The 18,665-nt window shown below is 71.4% G+C and carries 18 protein-coding genes; 11 read left to right on the forward strand and 7 right to left on the reverse strand.

The features are described from left to right. Positions 1-236 precede the first annotated feature (236 nt). The 3 genes from NDAS_RS15820 to NDAS_RS15830 form a co-directional block, all read right to left on the reverse strand. Complete coding sequence (locus NDAS_RS15820) at positions 237-1,559, reverse strand: globin domain-containing protein (RefSeq protein WP_013154217.1); 1,323 nt, start codon at positions 1,557-1,559, stop codon at positions 237-239. A gap of 320 nt (positions 1,560-1,879) precedes the next feature. Beyond that, positions 1,880-2,311 (reverse strand): RrF2 family transcriptional regulator, encoded by a 432-nt coding sequence (locus NDAS_RS15825; protein ID WP_013154218.1) that lies wholly within the window; start codon positions 2,309-2,311, stop codon positions 1,880-1,882. 27 nt (positions 2,312-2,338) lie between these two features. Continuing rightward, entirely contained in the window at positions 2,339-3,955 is a 1,617-nt protein-coding gene (locus tag NDAS_RS15830; protein WP_013154219.1) for an MFS transporter, read from the reverse strand. A gap of 457 nt (positions 3,956-4,412) precedes the next feature. Here NDAS_RS15830 and panB point away from each other — a divergent pair, with 457 nt between their 5' ends. Both panB and NDAS_RS15840 read left to right on the forward strand, forming a co-directional pair. Continuing rightward, positions 4,413-5,282, forward strand: coding sequence for a 3-methyl-2-oxobutanoate hydroxymethyltransferase (panB, locus tag NDAS_RS15835; RefSeq protein WP_013154220.1), 870 nt, complete (start codon positions 4,413-4,415; stop codon positions 5,280-5,282). A 205-nt stretch (positions 5,283-5,487) separates the two neighbouring features. Beyond that, a complete protein-coding gene (locus NDAS_RS15840) occupies positions 5,488-6,528 on the forward strand; it encodes an LLM class F420-dependent oxidoreductase (protein WP_013154221.1) in 1,041 nt (346 codons plus the stop codon). A 164-nt stretch (positions 6,529-6,692) separates the two neighbouring features. Here NDAS_RS15840 and npdG read toward each other — a convergent pair whose 3' ends face one another. After that, entirely contained in the window at positions 6,693-7,388 is a 696-nt protein-coding gene (gene npdG, locus NDAS_RS15845; protein WP_013154222.1) for an NADPH-dependent F420 reductase, read from the reverse strand. Positions 7,389-7,471: 83 nt separating this feature from the next. Then, the gene (locus NDAS_RS15850) at positions 7,472-7,663 is read right to left on the reverse strand and encodes a hypothetical protein (RefSeq protein ID WP_013154223.1); all 192 of its coding nucleotides are present in this window, start codon (positions 7,661-7,663) and stop codon (positions 7,472-7,474) included. A 143-nt stretch (positions 7,664-7,806) separates the two neighbouring features. On the opposite strand from NDAS_RS15850, the gene map reads away from it, so the two are divergent. The 4 genes from map to NDAS_RS15870 all read left to right on the forward strand — a co-directional run bounded on the left by map (position 7,807) and on the right by NDAS_RS15870 (position 12,288). Then, positions 7,807-8,658: a type I methionyl aminopeptidase gene (map, locus tag NDAS_RS15855; protein ID WP_081461744.1), complete on the forward strand. Its 852-nt coding sequence runs from the start codon at positions 7,807-7,809 to the stop codon at positions 8,656-8,658. A gap of 90 nt (positions 8,659-8,748) precedes the next feature. Continuing rightward, a complete protein-coding gene (locus tag NDAS_RS15860; protein ID WP_013154225.1) occupies positions 8,749-9,582 on the forward strand; it encodes a M55 family metallopeptidase in 834 nt (277 codons plus the stop codon). 154 nt (positions 9,583-9,736) lie between these two features. After that, the gene (locus NDAS_RS15865; protein WP_013154226.1) at positions 9,737-11,143 is read left to right on the forward strand and encodes a M20/M25/M40 family metallo-hydrolase; all 1,407 of its coding nucleotides are present in this window, start codon (positions 9,737-9,739) and stop codon (positions 11,141-11,143) included. A 167-nt stretch (positions 11,144-11,310) separates the two neighbouring features. Beyond that, a complete protein-coding gene (locus NDAS_RS15870) occupies positions 11,311-12,288 on the forward strand; it encodes a S66 peptidase family protein (protein WP_013154227.1) in 978 nt (325 codons plus the stop codon). Positions 12,289-12,697: 409 nt separating this feature from the next. On the opposite strand, the gene NDAS_RS15875 is transcribed toward NDAS_RS15870, so the two are convergent. Further along, the gene (locus NDAS_RS15875) at positions 12,698-13,633 is read right to left on the reverse strand and encodes an AraC family transcriptional regulator (protein ID WP_013154228.1); all 936 of its coding nucleotides are present in this window, start codon (positions 13,631-13,633) and stop codon (positions 12,698-12,700) included. Positions 13,634-13,734: 101 nt separating this feature from the next. On the opposite strand from NDAS_RS15875, the gene NDAS_RS15880 reads away from it, so the two are divergent. Then, on the forward strand, positions 13,735-14,655 hold the full coding sequence (locus NDAS_RS15880; RefSeq protein WP_013154229.1) for an MBL fold metallo-hydrolase: 921 nt from the start codon (positions 13,735-13,737) through the stop codon (positions 14,653-14,655). A 167-nt stretch (positions 14,656-14,822) separates the two neighbouring features. Then, on the forward strand, positions 14,823-16,307 hold the full coding sequence (locus tag NDAS_RS15885) for an MFS transporter (RefSeq protein ID WP_013154230.1): 1,485 nt from the start codon (positions 14,823-14,825) through the stop codon (positions 16,305-16,307). 95 nt (positions 16,308-16,402) lie between these two features. Here the strand turns inward: NDAS_RS15885 and NDAS_RS15890 are convergent, their stop codons facing one another. Continuing rightward, positions 16,403-16,801 (reverse strand): winged helix-turn-helix transcriptional regulator, encoded by a 399-nt coding sequence (locus NDAS_RS15890; RefSeq protein WP_013154231.1) that lies wholly within the window; start codon positions 16,799-16,801, stop codon positions 16,403-16,405. A gap of 84 nt (positions 16,802-16,885) precedes the next feature. On the opposite strand from NDAS_RS15890, the gene NDAS_RS15895 reads away from it, so the two are divergent. From NDAS_RS15895 to NDAS_RS29715, 3 genes are all read left to right on the forward strand, one after another. After that, the gene (locus tag NDAS_RS15895; RefSeq protein WP_013154232.1) at positions 16,886-17,866 is read left to right on the forward strand and encodes a zinc-dependent alcohol dehydrogenase family protein; all 981 of its coding nucleotides are present in this window, start codon (positions 16,886-16,888) and stop codon (positions 17,864-17,866) included. Between the two features lie 218 nt (positions 17,867-18,084). Continuing rightward, positions 18,085-18,429: a transposase gene (locus NDAS_RS29710; protein ID WP_167539498.1), complete on the forward strand. Its 345-nt coding sequence runs from the start codon at positions 18,085-18,087 to the stop codon at positions 18,427-18,429. Then, on the forward strand, positions 18,353-18,529 hold the full coding sequence (locus NDAS_RS29715) for a transposase (RefSeq protein WP_081461746.1): 177 nt from the start codon (positions 18,353-18,355) through the stop codon (positions 18,527-18,529). The genes NDAS_RS29710 and NDAS_RS29715 overlap by 77 nt, the downstream gene beginning before the upstream one ends. Positions 18,530-18,665: the final 136 nt, after the last annotated feature.

The raw sequence follows: 18,665 nt of genomic DNA on the forward strand, positions 1-18,665 counted from the left end.
ACCTCGACCACCACCCGCAACCAGGGCGTTGATCGGAGCCCCCAGACACCCGCCGCCTTCGCTGCCACCGCAGCAGAGGTCAACCATCTCCCGACCCCGGGCGTTGACAGCGAACCGAACCGTTTCGCGGCAGCTGGTGCCGCTACCCCGGCCACCACCAGCGGCCTGAGCGTCGAAAGGAAGCAGGAACAGCCCACTCCCCTTCCACTCCGCCCCCTCAGAGCACGCCCAGGCGCTCAGTCCTCGCCCAGCCACAGATCCGGGCCGAACACCTCGTAGCGGATACGGCGGGCGGGCACCCCGGCGGCAAGCAGCTGGCCACGCACATTTCGCATGAACGGCAGCGGCCCGCACAGGTAGACCTCAGCGCCCTCGGGCAGGTCCACCCCGTCCAGGTCCATCAGCCCCCGGACAGCACCCCCGACGCTCTCGACGTCCCCGACGCACCCACCGCCCTCAGCGCCGTCGCCGCCTCCGCCTCCGCCTTCGCCTTCGCCTTCGCCTTCGCCTTCGCCTTCGCCTTCGCCTTCGACAGCCTCCACGCCGTCTCCCCCGTCCACACCGTTCTCGTACCAGGTCCGGGCGCTCGCACCGGGCAGCGCCCCGACCAGGGCGGCGGTCTCCTCACGGTGGGCGTGCTCCCCCGGGCTGCGGTCGGCGTGCAGGACCACAACCCTGCGGTCGCTGCCCTGTTCGGCGAGCCGGTTCAGCATGGCCACCATCGGTGTGCAGCCGATTCCGGCCGAGGCCAGCACGAGGGGGTGGTCGCCCTCGGACAGGGTCACGTCACCCGCGGGGGTGGAGACCATGAGGACGTCGCCCGGGACGACGGTGTCGTGCAGCAGGGTGGAGACCTCCCCCGCCGGGTCGGTCCCGACCGCGCGCAGGCGCTTGACGGTGATACGGCGGGACTCGCCGTCCCCGCCGGTCAGGGAGTACTGGCGGGCCTGGCGAACCCCGTCGGGCATGCGCGTGCGAACGCTGACGTACTGGCCGGGCAGGAAGGCGGGGAGCGGGTCGCCGTCCTCGGGTTGGAGGGTGAGGGAGGCGGTGTCGGGGGTCTCCTGCCGGCGCCGCGTGACCCGCCAGGGGCGCCAGACCCCGCGCCCGGTGTGCCCGCGCTCGGCGTACAGGCGGGCCTCCAGGGCGATGAGGGCTCCGGCCATGAGCCAGTAGACCTCGTCCCAGGCCCTGACGACGGCGGGGGTGGCCGCGTCCCCGAGAGTGGAGGCGATGGCGTCGAAGAGGTACTTGTGCACGATGACGTACTGGTCCTCGGTGACCCCGAGGGAGACGTGCTTGTGGGCGATGCGGGAGAGGAGGACGTCGGGGCGCTCGTCCGGGTGCTCCAGGAGGAGGGTGGCGAAGGCGGCGATCGACCCGGCCAGGGCCCTGCGCTGTTCGCCCGAGGCCTGGTTGCCCCGGTTGAACAGGCCGTCGAGGAGTTCGGGGCGCTCGCCGAGCATCGTGTCGTAGAAGCGGGCGGTGATGGTGTCCAGGGCTCCGGCCACGGCGGGGACCGTGGCCCGGACGGTGGCGGCTGACTCGGTGGAGAGCATGCGACCTCACTTCGGAGAGGGTGTCTCGGAGCAAAAACTGGTATCTGAAATGCATATTAAATCCGCCTTCACGGCCCCCTCCTCCGGGGTGGTTCCCGCGCGAAGAGGCCAGGCGGGAACGGTCATGCGCGGGCAGCCTGGAGGACTTCCGGGCCATCGGACTTCCGGGCTACCGGGCTACCGGCCTGGAGGACCACCGGTCCGGCGAAGAGAACCGCCCCCGGCAGAGCCCGGCCGTGCGCCCGTGAGCGGACGATCACGGGCAGGCGACCACGGGCGGACGTCCACGGGCAAACGACCACGGAGCGCCGCCGCGGGCCCTACGGGCGCAGCAGGGTGAGCGCGTCACGCGCGGGCGGGGACACCAGGGACTCCACGGTGACGCCGTCGAGCGAGGTGTAGAACGCCTCGTGCGCCTCGCGCAGGGCGCCGCGCAGGCGGCAGGCGGCACGCAACGGGCAGGGCGGATCGTCCTCGCACCCCGCGAGCTCACCCGCGCCCTCCAGCTCGCGCACGATCGACCCGACCGAGGCCCGCCGCCCGCTCTCGGTCAGGAGCAGTCCGCCGTTGCGGCCGCGCCGCGCCTCCACCAGCCCCATGTCGGACAGCCGCGCCACGGCCTTGGCCATGTGCGTGTAGGGCACGGAGAGCATCCCGGCGACGGCCCTGGTAGTGAGGAGTTCTCCCTCGTCCGCGACCGCGAGCCGCATGACCAGGCGCAGGGAGACGTCGGTGAAGGCGGTCAGGCGCATGTGTTCAACGTAGGGGACCGGTCCCGGTCACCGCTCCCCCCGGCCGGGGACGGGCGCGGTCCCCGCGGAGGGGCCGCCGTCGCCCTCGGCGTCCAGGGGCCGGTGGCGCCCGGTCTCGCGCGGCATCCAGATCAGGATCACGACCAGCCCGACCACCCCGAAACACAACGACACCGTCGCCGCCGTGTGCAGCCCCGACATGAACGCCTCCTTGGCGGGCTCCACCAGGATCCTCCCCTGCTCCCCCAGGCTCCGGGCCAGCGCCAGGGTGCCCTCGATCGACTCCCCCGCCGACCGCAGCCGCTGGTCCGTCACACCCGTCGAGCCCTCGTCGGCGACCTCCTCCAGGGTGGGGGTGATCCCCGCCCGGTACCGGAAGGAGATGACCGCGCCCAGGATCGCGACGCCCATCGCCGTGGCCACCTGCCGGACCGTGTTCTGCACGGCGGAGGCGGCTCCGGCCCTGCCCGGCGGCACCGACGACATGATCGCGTCGGTGGCGGGGGTCAGGACCACGGCCATCGCACCGGCCTGGAGGAAGAAGAACCCGACGATCAGCGGCAGCGGCGTGTCCGGTTCGAGCTGGGTGAAGAAGAGGAAGCTGGAGCACACGCCCAGCACGCCGACCGCGGCGACCACGCGCGGCCCCGCCCAGCGCACGAGCGTCGGGCTGAGCGGCGCCATGATCATCTGCCCCAGCGCGGCGGGCAGCACCAGCAGTCCCGCGACGAACGGGGAGAACTCGCGGACGCTCTGCCAGTAGAAGCTCAGGAAGAAGATGATCCCGGACATGCTGAAGAACAGCACCATGATGGTGGCCACGGAGACGCTGAACCGCGGGTCGCGGAAGAAGCGCACGTCCAGGGAGGGGTTGGGCGCGCGCGACTCGTGCACCAGGAAGAGCACCAGCACCACCACACCGCCGATGAGCGCGCCGTACACGTCCCAGTCCGCCAGGGAGGCCCGTTCGCCCGCGGTGATGATGCCGTAGATGAGCAGCACCAGGCCGGGGACGGACAGCAGCACCCCCAGCACGTCCAGCCTGCCGGGGTCGGCGTCGCGCGACTCGGGGATCAGGAAGAACACCAGCGCCAGGCCCAGCGCCACGAAGGGCACGTTGACGAGGAAGATCGACCCCCACCAGAAGTTCTCCAGCAGCAGCCCGCCCGCCGAGGGTCCGATGGCCATCGCCAGCCCGACCGCGCCCGCCCAGATCCCGATGGCGCGTGCGCGCTGCTCGGGCGGGAAGACGTTCGCGATGATCGACAGGGTCTGCGGCGTCACCATGGAGGCGCCGAACCCCATGACCGCGCGGGCCAGGATGAGCTGTTCGGGGGTCTGGGAGTAGGCCGACAGCGCCGAGGCCGCGCCGAACACCGTCAGCCCCACCACGATCATGCGGCGGCGCCCCCACCGGTCGCCGAGCACGCCGAAGGTGAACAGCAGGCCCGCGAAGACCAGAGTGTAGGAGTTGATCGCCCAGGCCAGCTGCGACTGGCTGGCGCCCAGGCCCCGCTCGGGGTCGGACAGCACACGCAGCGCCACGTTGAGGATCGTGTTGTCGGCCACGATCACCAACAGGCAGATGATGAGGACAGCCAGCCCGCCCCACCTGCGCCGGTACGCCGTCTGCGCGTCCACCAACCCACCTCCACCGCCGGGGCCCACCGAAACTCACGCCGATCGGACCGTACCCGCGAACCGCGCCGACCGCGCGCTTCGGGGGGCCGCGAACGGTGTGTCGGCCGTGTTCGGACCGGTTCCGGCGGGAGGACGTCGGCCGCCTGCGGGGCGGTTCCGGCGGGGAGCACGGGCCGCTCCCGGCGGAAGGCGGGAGCGTTCCCGTCGGGAAACATCCGACCGTCGGACCGGGTTGTAGCCGGTGCGGAGAGGCGCGGAGCGGGCATGCGATGATGCTTGCGTGCGGTGGCCGCGCCCGGTCGTCCGCGTACGCCGGTTCCCGCCTCCTCCCGCACCCGCCCGGTCCCCCGCGGACCGCCCGCGGCCCCCTCGGCCGCCCAGCGCGCGAGCGCGACGACACCATTCGTCCACACGTCCGGAGACACCCGCGAGGTGCTTCGAGACAACGGAGGGATAGCACATGAGCACCACAGGAAAGCCCCTCGCCCCGACCGGGGCCCCGACAGGAAACACCCTGTACGGCGGGGTCACCAGCCGACGCGTCACCATCCGCGACCTGGCCGCCGCCAAGGGGCGCGGCGAGCGCTGGCCGATGCTGACCGCCTACGACGCGCTCACCGCCCGGGTCTTCGACGAGGCCGGGATCCCGGTCCTGCTGGTCGGCGACTCGGCGGCCAACGTCGTCTACGGCTACGACACCACCGTCCCGGTGACGGTGGACGAACTCCTCCCGCTGACCGCGGCGGTGTCCCGCTCCACCCGGCGGGCGCTCGTCGTGGCCGACCTGCCCTTCGGCTCCTACCAGGCCTCCCCCCAGCAGGCGCTGGAGGCGGCCTCGCGGTTCATGAAGGAGGGCGGGGCGCAGGCGGTGAAGCTGGAGGGCGGCCACGCGGTGGTCCCCCAGGTGGAGCTGCTGGTCTCGGCGGGCGTGCCGGTGATGGCGCACCTGGGCCTGACCCCCCAGTCGGTGAACACCCTGGGCGGCTACCGGGTGCAGGGCCGCGGCGAGGCCGCTGCCGGACTGCTCAAGGACGCCAAGGAGATGGAGCGCGCGGGCGCGTTCGCGGTCGTGCTGGAGTGCGTGCCCGCCGAGCTGGCCGCGCAGGTGACCGAGCAGCTGTCCATCCCGACCGTGGGCATCGGCGCCGGTCCGTCCACGGACGCCCAGGTGCTGGTGTGGCAGGACATGGCCGGGCTGAGCCCGAAGGTGGCCAAGTTCGTCAAGACCTACGCCAACCTGCACGAGACGCTGCGCGAGGCGGCCTCGGCCTACGCCGACGAGGTCGTCAACGGGGCGTTCCCCGAGGAGCGCCACTCCTACGCCGGTTGAGGGGCGGGGTGAGCCCTCCCCTCTCCGGACGCCGGTGAGCACCGCCGGTCGGGTCCGCCCGACCGGCGGTGTGGCGCCGGGGGTCCCGTGGTACGTGAGCCGGGCAACAGACCGAACCGTACTCGGGAGTGAACCGTACCCGGGAGTAGAGTCGCACCGTACCCAGCGCCGACGGGCCGGGGGTCCGGCCCTCCCGGGAGGACAGATGCGCGTCTCGATGCCGCTCCAGTACGCGGGCGACCCCAAGGCCTCCGTCGACCAGGTGGTCGAACTGGAGAAGGCCGGTCTCGACACCGTGTGGGTCGCCGAGGCCTACGGGTTCGACAGCCCCACCCTGATGGGCTACATCGCCGCCCGCACCGAGACCGTGGCCATCGGCTCGGCGATCCTGCCGCTGTACACCCGCACCCCGACGCTCATCGCGATGACCGCCGCCGGGCTGGACGACCTGTCCGGCGGGCGGGCCGTCCTCGGCCTGGGCGCCAGCGGCCCTCAGGTCGTCGAGGGCTTCCACGGCGTCCCCTACGTCAAGCCGCTCGCCCGCACCCGCGAGACCATCGAGATCTGCCGCAAGGTCTGGGCGCGCGAGGACCGCCTCACCCACGACGGCGCCGTCTTCCAGCTGCCGCTGCCCCCGGAGAGGGGGACCGGTCTCGGCAGGCCGCTCAAGATCATCAACCACCCCGTGCGCCCCCGGATCCCCGTCTACGTGGCCTCCCTGGGTGTGAAGAACGTGGCGCTGACCGCGGAGATCGCCGACGGCTGGCTCCCGCACCTGTTCATCCCCGAGAAGGCCGACAGGGTGTGGGGCGAGGCGCTGGCCGAGGGCAGGGCCAGACGCGACCCGTCTCTGGGCGGGTTGGAGGTCTCCGCGGGCGGTCTGCTCGCCATCGGCGAGGGTGAGGACACCAAGAGGCTGCTGGACCTCGTACGGCCGATGATCGCCCTGTACGTCGGCGGCATGGGCGCCAAGGGGAAGAACTTCTACAACACGGTCGCCCGCCGCTACGGCTACGAGGAGGCCGCCGAGAAGGTCCAGGACCTGTACCTGGCGGGGAAGAGGGACGAGGCCGCGGCCGCCGTGCCCGAGGAGTTCGTGGAACTGACCAACATGGTCGGCCCGGAGTCCTACGTGCGCGAGCGCGTGGAGGCCTTCCGGGCCGCCGGGGTGACCCAGCTCAACGTGACCCCCGTGGGCGAGAACCCGGCCGCCCTGGTCGGCAAGGTCAAGGAGTGGGTGTCCTGACCCCGGCCCCTGGCGGCTGGGCGCGCCCGGCGCAGCGGCGCCGGTCCCCGCGGCGGGGACCGGCGCCGTACGCGTGCGCGGACGGGAGCACCGGGCGGTCCGGAGGCGGTCGGTGCGACGCGCTCCCGCGGGGCCGGGGCGCTCGGGGGCCGCGGGTCCGGGGACTACAGACCGGTGATGCGGATGCCCGCGTGGGTCTTGTAGCGGCGGTTCACCGCGATGAGGTTGGCGGTCAGGGCCTCGACCTGGTGGGCGTTGCGCAGGCGGCCGCCGAAGACGCCGCGCACCCCCGGGATCCGCTCGGCCAGGGCGCGCACCACGTCGGTGGCCTCGCGGTCCTCCCCCAGCACCAGGACGTCGAGGTCCACCTCCTCGACCTCGGGGTCCAGCAGCACCACGGCGGACACGTGGTGGAAGGCGGCCGTGACACGGCTGTCGGGCAGCACCTCGGCGGCCTGCTGGGCGGCGCTGCCCTCGGCGACGTCGAGGGCGAAGGGGCCCTTCTTGTCGAAGCCGAGGGGGTTGACGCAGTCCACGACGATCTTGCCCGCCAGCGGAGCGGCCAGCTGCTCCAGCAGCTCCCGGTGGCCGTCCCAGGGCACGGCGACGATGACGACGTCGCCTTCAGCGGCGGCCGAGGCGTTGTCCAGGCCGCGCACGTCGATCGGGGTGGACTCGGCCTCCACCAGTTCCCGGGCGGCCTTGTCGGCGCGTTCGGCGCTGCGCGAGCCGAGGTGGACGGTGTGCCCCGCCAGGGCGAGGCGGCGGGCCAGGCCCCGGCCCTGGTCCCCGGTTCCGCCCAGGACGGCGACGGACAGCCCGGCGATGTCCGCGCCCGCGGACGTGCTCTGTTCAGTCATGCGCCGATCCTGTCAGAGACGCCGGTGGAAGGCGCCCCCGGCACGGCGCCGCGCGGTGGATCCGGAGCGCGCGTGAGCGGTGTTCACCGCTCCTCCTCGTCGGCCTCGTCCCAGGCCTCGTTGCGCCGGGCGGCGATGGCCAGCGCGCTGGCGGCGGTGGCCTCGTCCGGATAGGGGCCCATGCGCTCCTTGTTGGGGCAGCCGGGACCGTGCTCCACCCGGTTGTGCCGGAGGCAGTACCACCACTTGTCGTCCAGCTGAGTGTCCTCGCTCACCGTGACTCGCTTTCTACGGGACGCCGCCCGGACGGGAACGTGCTTTCCGGGGGACCTACCCAGGCCCGGACGTCCCCTACACCCGTGGGGGAGGGGCATCGTCCAGGACCGCGGGGCCGACCCACGAACTACAATCAGTGTCCATGACTACTCCGCTGGTTCCTGGGCGAATCTCGCCACAACGTTCGGTTCCCTCCCACATCGTCCGCCCGGAGTACGTCGGACGGAAGCACCCCGTGGAGGGGGTTCTGGGCGACGTGCAGACCCCCGAGACCATCGAGCGGATGCGCGTGGTGGGACGGCTGGCGGCCCAAGCGCTGGAGGAGGTCGGCCGCAACGTCCGGCCCGGCGTGACCACCGACGAGCTGGACCGGATCGGCCACGAGTTCCTGCTGGACCACGGGGCCTACCCCAGCCCGCTGGGCTACAAGGGCTACCCCAAGTCGCTGTGCTCCTCGCTCAACGAGGTGATCTGCCACGGCATCCCCGACGACACCGTGGTCTCCGACGGCGACATCGTCAACATCGACATCACCGCCTACCGGGACGGTGTGCACGGCGACACCAACGCCACCTTCCTGGCCGGGAACGTCTCGGAGGAGCACCGGCTGCTGGTCGAGCGCACCCACGAGGCCATGATGCGCGGGATCAAGGCGTGCCGGCCGGGCCGCCGGATCAACGTGATCGGCCGGGTCATCGAGTCCTACGCCAAGCGCTTCGGCTACGGCGTGGTCCGCGACTTCACCGGGCACGGCGTGGGACCGGAGTTCCACTCGGGTCTGGTGGTGCCGCACTACGACGACCCGCGCGCGGACACCGTCATGGAGCCGGGGATGACCTTCACGATCGAGCCGATGATCACGCTCGGCGGCGTGGAGTACGACATGTGGGACGACGGCTGGACGGCCGTGACGGCCGATCGCAGGTGGACCGCCCAGTTCGAGCACACCCTGGTCATCACCGAGTCCGGCGCGGAGATCCTCACCCTGCCGTGACCGCCGCCCCGGTCCCCTCCCGTACGCCCCGGGCGGAACGCGGCGTCCGGACGTGGCCGCGGAAGGGGACCGGGGCGTAGGGTCGTGCGGGTGAAGATCCTCATCTCCGCCGACATGGAGGGCGCCACGGGCGTCACCTGGCCCGCCGACGTCGAGCCCGGCACCGAGCAGTGGCAGCGCTGCCGCGCCATGTTCACCAGCGACGTCAACGCCGCCGTCGAGGGCCTGCTGGAGGGCGGCGCCACCGAGGTGCTGGTCAACGAGGCGCACGCGACCATGCGCAACCTCCTGCTGGAGGAGCTCAACACCGACGCCGCGATGATCACCGGGCGGCACAAGGAGCTGTCCATGGTCGAGGGCGTGCAGTCCGGCGACTGCGACGGCGTGGTGTTCCTCGGCTACCACTGCGGCGCCGGTGACGAGGGCGTGCTGGCGCACACCTACCTGCCCAACGCGGTGACCGGTGTGTGGCTGGACGGAGAACCCGCCAGCGAGGGCCGTCTCAACGCCGCGGTGGTCGCCGAGTACGGCACCCCGGTCATCCTGGTCACGGGGGACGACCGCGCCTGTGAGGACGCCGCGACCTACGCCCCGTTCGCGCGGACGGTCGCGGTCAAGGAACACGTCAGCCGGTACGCCGCCCGCTGCCCTCCCCCGGCCGCGACCGCGCGGGACATCCGGGCCGGGGCGCGCGCCGCCATGACCCTGGCCGGGCGCCTGGACCCCGTCGGGCCCGAGCCCCGGGCCGTGGAGGTGGAGGTGGACTCCGCGCAGCTGGCCCAGGCCGCCGCCATCGTCCCGGGCGTCACGCGCACGGGGGTGCGGCGTGTCCGGTACGTCTCCCCGGACGCCTACGAGATGATCCGCTGCTTCAAGGCGGTCACCACGCTCATCTCCAACGCCATGGAGGAGCGCTACGGCTGAGGCCGGGTCCGGGGCCGCGGGGGTCCGCCGCCCGCGAATGCCGGGGCACGGCGGGCGGGGCTGGTAGAACTGTGCCGGGGAGCACCACTTCGTCACCACTGGTCACTAAGGTCCTCCCCCGTTACTGACACCTCAGCGAGAGCGAGGCGCGCTCGTGGGCCACATCGCCACTTCCTTCCCAGAGAGAACCGACGGCTTCCCGGAGGGGGCCGACGGCCTCGCGGCGGCCGGGGAGGACGCCGTCCACCTGGCCCGAGGGCTCCTCCGCCGCGACTCCACCAACCACGGCGGCGGTCAGGGCGACGAGCGCGAGGCCGCCGAGTACGTCGCCGAGGCCCTGGGCGACGCCGGACTGGACCCCCTGCTGCTGGAGTCGGCCCCCCGGCGCGCGAACGTGGTCGTGCGCGTCCCCGGCACCGACCCCTCGGCCCCGGCGCTGCTGGTGCACGGCCACCTGGACGTGGTGCCCGCCGACGCGGCCGGCTGGACGCTGCCCCCCTTCGCCGGTGAGGTCGCCGACTGCCCCGTCACCGGTGTGCCCGCGCTGTGGGGGCGCGGCGCGGTGGACATGAAGAACACCATCGCCACGGTCACCGCCGTGGTGCGCCACTGGGCGCGCCACGGGCTGCGGCCCCGGCGCGACATCGTGCTGGCCTTCGTCGCCGACGAGGAGGACAGCGCCGCCTACGGCGCCGACTACCTGGTCCGCGAGCACGCCGAGCTGTTCGAGGGCTGCACCACCGCGATCGGCGAGGGCGGCGGGGAGACCATCCACGCCCGCACCGCCTCCGGGGAGCCGGTGCGCCTGTACCCGGTGGGCGCGGCCGAGCGCGGCAGCGCCTGGCTGAACCTGCGCGCCCAGGGCACGGCCGGGCACGGTTCCCGACCGCCGCGCGACAACGCGATCGGCGCCCTGGCCGCGGCCCTGGCCCGGATCGACGGCTACGAGTGGCCGCTGCACCTGACCCCCGTCACCCGTGCGGCGATCGACGCGATCGCCGCGGCCCTGGAGGTGGAGCGCTTCCCCGGTGACACGGCGACCGCGGAGGCGGTGGACGCCCTGGTCGCCAGCCTGGGGACGGCCGCGCCGCTGATCGGCCCGACCACGCGCAACAGCGCGACGCCCACGATGTTCTCGGCCGGGTACAAGGTGAACGTGGTGCCGGGGGAGGCCACGGCGGGTGTGGACGGCCGGGTGCTGCCCGGCGCGGAGGAGCAGTTCGCCGCGGTCATGGAGGAGCTCACCGGCGACCGGGTGACCTGGGAGTACGCGCACGGTTCGCCGCCGGTGTCCGCGCCCGTGGACTCCCCCGCGTTCGCGGAGCTGCGCGAGGCCCTGCTGCTGCACGACCCCGGGGCCCACGTGGTGCCGGTGTGCCTGTCCGGGGGCACCGACGCCAAGGTGTTCTCCCGGCTGGGCATCGACTGCTACGGATTCTCGCCCCTGGCCCAGCCCGAGGGCCTGGACTACTCGGGTCTGCTGCACGGCGTGGACGAGCGGGTGCCGCTGGAGGGGCTGCGCTTCGGGGTGCGCGCGCTGGACACGTTCCTGCGCGCCTGAGCGGCCGAACCCCTGGTCGGCTGGGAGGCTGGGGGCGGGGGCCGGACTGCGCGGGACGCGGCTTCCGCAGAGCCGGTCTCGGGAGTGTCCGAGCAGCAGTGGTGGGGAGAGGCGTCGCGTCCGGTGGCGCGCACGAGCGAGGGAGAGGGCCCGGGGTGGGAGAGGCGATGACCGAGATGGCGGACGCGGTGGTGCGGGTCGCGGACGCGCGGGGTGTGCGCGCGCTGGTCCGTCCGCCGCGCCTGCGGGAGGGCGACCGGGTGCGTCTGGTCGCCCCGTGCAGCCCGGTTCCCGCGGAGCGGCTGGAGGCCGCGGTGGGAACGCTGCGCGGCTGGGGGCTGGAGGTGGAGCTGGCCCCGCACGTGCGCGAACGCCACCCGCGGCTGCCCTATCTGGCCGGGGCGGACGCCACGCGGGCCGCCGACCTCCAGGAGGCCTGGTGCGACCCGGACGTGGACGCGGTGCTGTGCGTGCGCGGCGGCGACGGGGCGCACCGGACGGTGGACCTGCTGGACTTCGACGCGATGCGCCGGGCCGAGCCCAAGGCGCTGGTCGGGTTCAGCGACATCACGGCGCTGCACGAGGCGTTCGCGGTGGAGCTGGGCGTGGCCACGGTGCACGGGCCCGTGGTCGGCACGGGGTACTTCGTGGGCGATCCGGTGGCCCAGGAGGAGCTGCGCGCCACCCTGTTCGAGCCCGAGCGGCGGACCGTGCTGACCTCGCCGGGAGCTCACGCGCTGGTGCCGGGGCGGGCCGAGGGGGTGACCTTCGGCGGGAACCTGAGCCTGCTCAACGACGGTCTGGCCACGCCGCACAGCCGCCTGTCGGCATCCGGCGGCATCCTGCTGCTGGAGGACGTCGGCGAGGACGTGGCCCGGCTCGACCGGATGCTCACGCACCTGTTGCGCACGGGGTGGGCGGACGGACTGGCCGGGGTGGCCCTGGGCTCGTGGACGGACTGCCCGCCGGGACCGGAGGTGGTCGCCGAGCTGATGCGCGACCGGCTGGAGCCGCTGGGGGTGCCGGTGCTGTGGGGGCTGGAGTTCGGTCACTGCGCGGCCCAGCTCACGGTGCCGCTGGGGGTGCCCGCACTGCTCGACGCGGACGGGGGCCGCCTGGAGCTGGCCGTGCCGGGACTGGCCTAGAACGCGGCCGGAAAGGGCGTCGAGGTTGGTCGTCGCGCACCGGTCCCCGGCGCCCTTCTCCATGGGCGCAGGGGATTCAGAAAACCCCCGTCAACGCTCGAGCGCGAGGCGCGGGAACCGCGCCGGGCCGACGCGATCCTCGAGTCAGCGCCGGCTTTCCAGCATCGCCCGGCTCGGCCGCCCGCGCACCACCGCCCCGGCCACGGGAGCGGACACCCGTCCGGACCTGGTCGGGAGAGCGTTCACCGCGGATGCTCCGGACCGGTTGGACGAATCGAGCGTGATCGACCCGTCTGCGAGGTAGGAGCGAGAGGGTTCCCCGCCGCTCCCGCCTCCGGAACGGCAGAAGCCGTCAGGATACGAACCGTCGCCACGGTCGACTTCACAAAGACTGTGGTACCGGCTGCTGTCAAGGACCCGTGACGGCACCGGATCGACCGGCGGCCTGCGCTCGATAGCGCCCTGGTGTTGTACCGAACTCCCGCGTGAAGGCGTGGGAGAGCGCGTACGGGCTGCCGTAGCCGACCCGTCTGGCGATGGTGGCCAGCGTTTCCGCGGTGTCACGGAGCATGGTGGCGGCAAGGACCACTCGCCACCAGGTCAGGTATGCCATCGGGGGGCGGCCGACGTGTGTGGTGAACCGGCGCGCCAAGGTGGGACGGGAGACGCCCGCCTCCGCTGCCAGGAGGTCGTTGCTCCACTGCGCGGCGGGCTTCGAGTGCATCGCCCGCAGGGCGGTGGCCGTCACCGGGTCGCCCAGTGCGCGGGGCCAGGCTCCGCTGGTGGTCGCTGCCATCCATGAGCGGATCATGTAGACGAGGAGGAGGTCGAGCAGGTTCGGAAGTGCCATGCAGGAGCCGGGCCGCACCTCGTCCAGCTCACCGGCGAGCAGATCGATCGCGGCGCGGAGTTCGAGGTGGCTGCCTACTTGGCTGGGCAGGTGGACGACCTCGGGCAGTTCCGCCATCAGCGGGTGCATGCGGCTGCAGTCGAGCCAGTATTTGCCGGAGAGCATCTCCGTGCCGTAGTGGTCCGGTTCGGCTTGCCGCTCCGTGTCGGCAAGCCATTGCTCGAACGGGACCGCCCTGTTCGCCATCGCCGCGTCCACGGGGGAATCGGCGATCACATGGCCGGTGCCGTGCGGGAGGAGCACCGCGTCTCCCACACCGAGGGATACCGGGGTGCCACCATCGGTCAGTAGCCAGCAGCCGCCCTTGAGGACGATGTGGAAACCCGCACCGTCGTACGGGTCAAGCCGCGTGCACCAGCTCTCACGCGTCCGCAGCCGGTGGAACCAAGGGTGCCCGAGGTGCACAGCAGAGATCGCGTCGCTCACCACATCCATCTGTTCAGAGTATCCTTCGCATGAAGGCTGATACGGATGCGTATCCAATTGATCCGAATGATTATTGAGACGCTCACTAGACCTTCCTTAAGGTCGTTTGCGTGATCAACGACAACGAGCGTGTACAGACCATGGTGCTGGGGGATGTCGAGGTCATCCGGGTCGTCGAGTGGCACCAGCCGTTCCTGCCTCCCTCCGCCTTCCTCCCAGCAGCCCCCGACGACGTGTGGAAGGACAACGCGGACTGGCTGGCGCCGGACCACTGGGAACCGGACAGCGGCTTGGTGGTGACCGCTCTGCAGAGCTGGGTTCTGCGCAGCGCAGGCCGGATCGTCCTGGTCGACACCGGAGCGGGCAACGGGCGCGTACGACCGGGTATGGGGCCCTTCCACAACGCGCAGAGTGACTTCCTCGGCCTGCTGGAGCGGGCCGGTATCCGTCCTCAGGACGTCGACGTCGTGGTCAACACGCACCTGCACGTCGACCACGTCGGATGGAACACCGTCGAGGCGGACGGGGAGTGGACACCGGCATTCCCCAATGCCCGATACCTCATCCCGGCCGCGGACGACTTCCACTACGGTCCCGGCAACGGGTACGGCAACGGTGTGCAGGAAGTCGACCGCCTCATCTACGAGGACAGCATCGCCCCCATTCACCAGGCCGGGCAGTCCGTGCTGTGGGACGGCCGGTACCGGATCGACGAACACCTCACCTTGGAGTCCGCGCCAGGGCACACGCCCGGCTCCTCCGTGCTGAGTCTTGCTTCCGGCACCGACCGTGCGGTCTTCGCCGGGGATCTCCTGCACAGCCCGGTCCAGATCCTTGATCCATGCTGCAACAGCAGCGCTTGCCTCGACCCGGCACAAGCAGCGGCCAGTCGCCGTCGGATCCTGGAGCGGGCGGCTGAAGCACACGAACTGCTCGTCCCCGCGCACTTCGGCGGCGCCGGAGCCCTGGAGGTCCGGCGGAGCGGCGATGGGTTTGCCCTCGGCCCCTGGGCAGAAGCCGCCTCGGAATAGGGCGCACCTGCCCCGTTTGGTCCCCTCACGTTCGCACTGGGCGGGCGTGAGGTCCTCCACGCCCCGATGGCAGGCCCGACGCCGTCAAGCGCGGCCCGTCTGAGGGCCACGGGGCGAGCCGTTCAATCGGGCTCCGTTCACGGAGCCCGGCCTGGAGAGCACCCCACATGACACGAACGTCGACCGCCGGGCCCGCGACCAGGGCCCTCATCCCGGTGCTCGCCTTCACGGGCATCGTGGTTTCAGTGATGCAGACCATGCTCATTCCTCTGATCAAGGATCTGCCGCAACTCCTGGGCACCGAGCCTCACAACGCGACCTGGGTCATCACCTCGACGCTTCTCTCAGGCGCCGTCGCCACGCCAGTCATGGGACGCCTGGGTGACCTCCACGGCAAGCGCCGCATGCTGATCCTCAGCCTCGCGGTGATGGTCGTCGGCGCACTCGTCAGCGCCGTCACCGACGATCCGCTTGTGATGATCACGGGCCGGGCCCTCCAGGGCTTCGCGATGAGCGCGATACCCCTCAGCATCAGCTTGGCGCGTGACATAGTTCCCCGCGAAGAACTCGGCTCTGCGATGGCCCTGATCAGCTCCTCCATGGGCGTCGGGGGGAGTCTCGCCCTGCCCGCCTCGGGCTTGGTCGCCCAGCACGCCGACTGGCACGCCCTCTTCTACGGCGCCGCAGGTCTTGGCCTTTTGTGCATCGCGCTGATCCTCATCGTCGTCCCCGAGTCACCGGTTTCCACACACGGCACCTTCGACCTCCTGGGCGCGGTCGGCCTGTCCGCCGCCCTCACCCTCTTCCTGCTGCCGGTCACCAAGGGAAGCCACTGGGGCTGGACCTCCAGCACCACCCTCGGACTGTTCACCGCGGCGGTCGTCGTGCTCATCTTGTGGGGCGTGCTGGAACTGCGCCTCGACGCACCGCTGGTGGACCTGCACACGATGGCCCGTCCCGCGGTGCTTTTCACCAACCTCGCCTCGATCATGGTCGGTGCCTCATACCTGGTCGTCTCGATGGTCCTTCCCCAACTGCTCCAGTTGCCGAAGGCCACCGGATACGGCCTCGGCCAGTCAATGGTGACCGCGGGCCTGTACCTGGCACCGCTCGGCCTGACCATGATGCTCACGGCACCTATCTACGCGCGGCTGTCCGCGAGGCATGGCCCCAAGAGCACCTTGATCCTCGGCATGTCGATCGTTGCGATCGGCTACGGAGTCGGCCTCAGCCTCATGAACGCACCCTGGCAAAGCCTCATCATCACGGCGGTCCTGGGTGTGGGCATCGGTCTCGCCTACTCCTCCCTACCCGCCCTGATCGTCGGCGTGGTCCCCGCCACGCAGACGGGCTCGGCCAACGGCCTCAACACGCTGATGCGCTCGATCGGCTCCTCGCTCTCCAGCGCCGTCATCGGCGGGATCCTCTCCACCACCGCACACCAGTTCAACGGCGTTCCCGTCCCCAGCATGTGCGGCTTCCGCATCTCCTTTCTGATAGCGACAAGCGCAATGGCGATCGGCCTGTTCACAGCCCTCTTCCTGCCCGGGCCCGCCCGGTCGGCCGGGGCACCACACCGACGGCGGGCAAACCCCCGCCCGGTCGCACACGCGCGGGAAGTGACAGGTGGCCCTGCATCGACAGGAGAGTGACCACTCCGTGCTGCGAAACGTGTGCTTCCCGGCGTCTGATGACCAGCTCCTCGTCACCTGCTTCGCCGCTCGTTGCCGACAGCGCGCTGTACCGGCTACGACGCCGACCGGTCGGCGTCGATTCGTGTCCGAGTAGCGGCATCGGCCTGCGCCGCCTCCTGGAAGTCGGCGACGGTTCCGCCATGATCCCTCGCCCAGTCCGTCAGCACCTCGATCGGCTCGATGAGGGTCCAGCCAAGGTCGGTCAGGCTGTACTCAACCCGCCTCGGAGCTTCCACACGGCGCTCGACCAGGCCGTACTGCTGGAGCCGGCGCAACGTCTGGGTGAGGACCTTGCGCGAGATGCCGCCGATCAGGTCGACGAGTTCACCGTGCCTACGAGCCCCCTGGCTGATCCCGAAGAGCACGAGCGCGGCCCACTTGTCGGAGATGATCTCGACCGCCAGGCGGGTGGGGCAGTCGGCGAGCAAGGCTGATTCAGCCAAATTCTGCATGAAGTCGAAGGTACCAAAAGGTAACCAGCCGTTCCGTAACGTCGTCCACGAGGAAAAAACCGGCACGGAAAGAGGAGGAGTTACATGCCAAGAGTCGTCGTCTTCGACGAGTTCGGCGGTCCGGAAACCATGCACATCGTCGAAGAACCGGTCTCCGAGCCCGGTTCCGGCGAGGTAAGGGTCAGGATCGAAGCCTTCGCCGTCAACCCGCTCGACCAGATGATGCGTTCCGGTACCTCGCCCGCACCTGTCCCCCTGCCACACGCTCGCCTCGGTATCGAAGGAACCGGCGTCGTCGACGCACTCGGCCCGCGGGTCCCGGGGCTGAAGATCGGCGACCCGGTCATCCTCACGGCCATACCGGACGCCGGCGTCCGGGGCAGTTACGCCGAATACACCACGGTCCCCGCCGACAGGGTCATCGTCCGGCCTGCCTCACTCGGGGTCGCGGAGGCGGCAGCGATATGGGTGGCCTTCTCCACCGCCTTCGGCGCGCTCGTCGAGAAGGCGCGGATGCTGCCCGGCGACCACGTCCTCATCACAGCCGCGTCCGGCAGCGTCGGACGGGCGGCGGTACAGATCGCCAACCAGATCGGCGCTGTTCCCATCGCCGTCACCCGGAGCGCCGCGAAGAAGGACGTCCTGCTCGCAGCGGGTGCGGCCGCAGCCATCGCCACCGATGAGGCGGACATCGCCGAAGCCGTCCACCACCACACCGGCGGAACCGGCGCCGACATCATCCTCGATCTCGTCATGGGCCCCGGCCAGCAGGACCTCCTGGCCGCGGCCCGCCCCGGTGGAACCCTGGTCGCCGCGGGCTTCCTGGACCCCCAGCCCGCGCCCTTCCCGACAGGCGCGCCTCTGACGGTTTTCAGCTACCAGAGCTTCGAGCACACTCTCGACGATGTCGTGGTCAAGCGCATGTCGGCTTTCCTGAACGCCGGTGTACGCCTCGGGGCACTACAGCCAGCCATCGACAGGGTGTTCACCCTCGACGACATCGTCGAGGCACATCGCCACCTCGAGAAGGGGATTCACACCGGCAAGATCGTCGTCACGACATAGGGACCGGACCGAAAAGAGCGCCCAGGGGATCAAAGCTGCTGACCCAGTAGAACTTTATTAAGTTCCTGATTTCTGGTTCCGGTTGCTCCGTCATAGGCGGGTGGACCCGGCAGCTGTTGAAGATCTCCGCGAATACCTCGGCGCGTTCTGCGCCGAGGTATTCGCGCCCATCCCCCTCAGGACTCCCGGGCCCGGGCCAGTGCTACCTGCGCGGACTGGTGCTCGACGGTCGGCGCAAGTCCATCCAGCCCACGGTTGAACGTCTGCCCGACGGCAACATGCAGGCCCTACGACAGTTCGTGGCCTCCACGCCCCGGGACCGCACCCCCGTGCGGCGCCGGTTCGCCACCGGGGTCAGCCAGGCCATCGACCCCGATGCGTGGGTGATCGACGGCACCTCCTTCTCCAGGGCCGGGAACCGCTCAGCGGGGGCGGTGCGCCGGTGGTGCGGAGCGTTGGGCGAGAAGTCGCCGTGCCAGGCGGGGGGTGAGCCCGCACGCGGTCACCGACAGAGCCCCGGTCCCGCTGGACCGGCGGTTGTTTCTACCCAAGGAGCGGGCTGACGAGGCCGGTTCCCACCGGGTCAGGGCCGGTATCCCCCGAGAAGTGGGGCGTCGGGAGAAGTGGCGTCTGGCCCGGACACGATCGACGCGGTCCAGCTGACGCCGGGCATGGGCAGATCCGCCACTTCCGTGGGGGCCCGTGCGGCTGGGCCCGGACTATGTGACGGCGGCGCGAGGGGACCCGAACGCTCATCCGAGCCAGGCGCTGCCCTGGGCCCCCGATCGTGTTGGGGCGC

Source organism: Nocardiopsis dassonvillei subsp. dassonvillei DSM 43111, from assembly GCF_000092985.1.
GTDB classification, from domain to species: Bacteria; Actinomycetota; Actinomycetes; order Streptosporangiales; family Streptosporangiaceae; genus Nocardiopsis; species Nocardiopsis dassonvillei.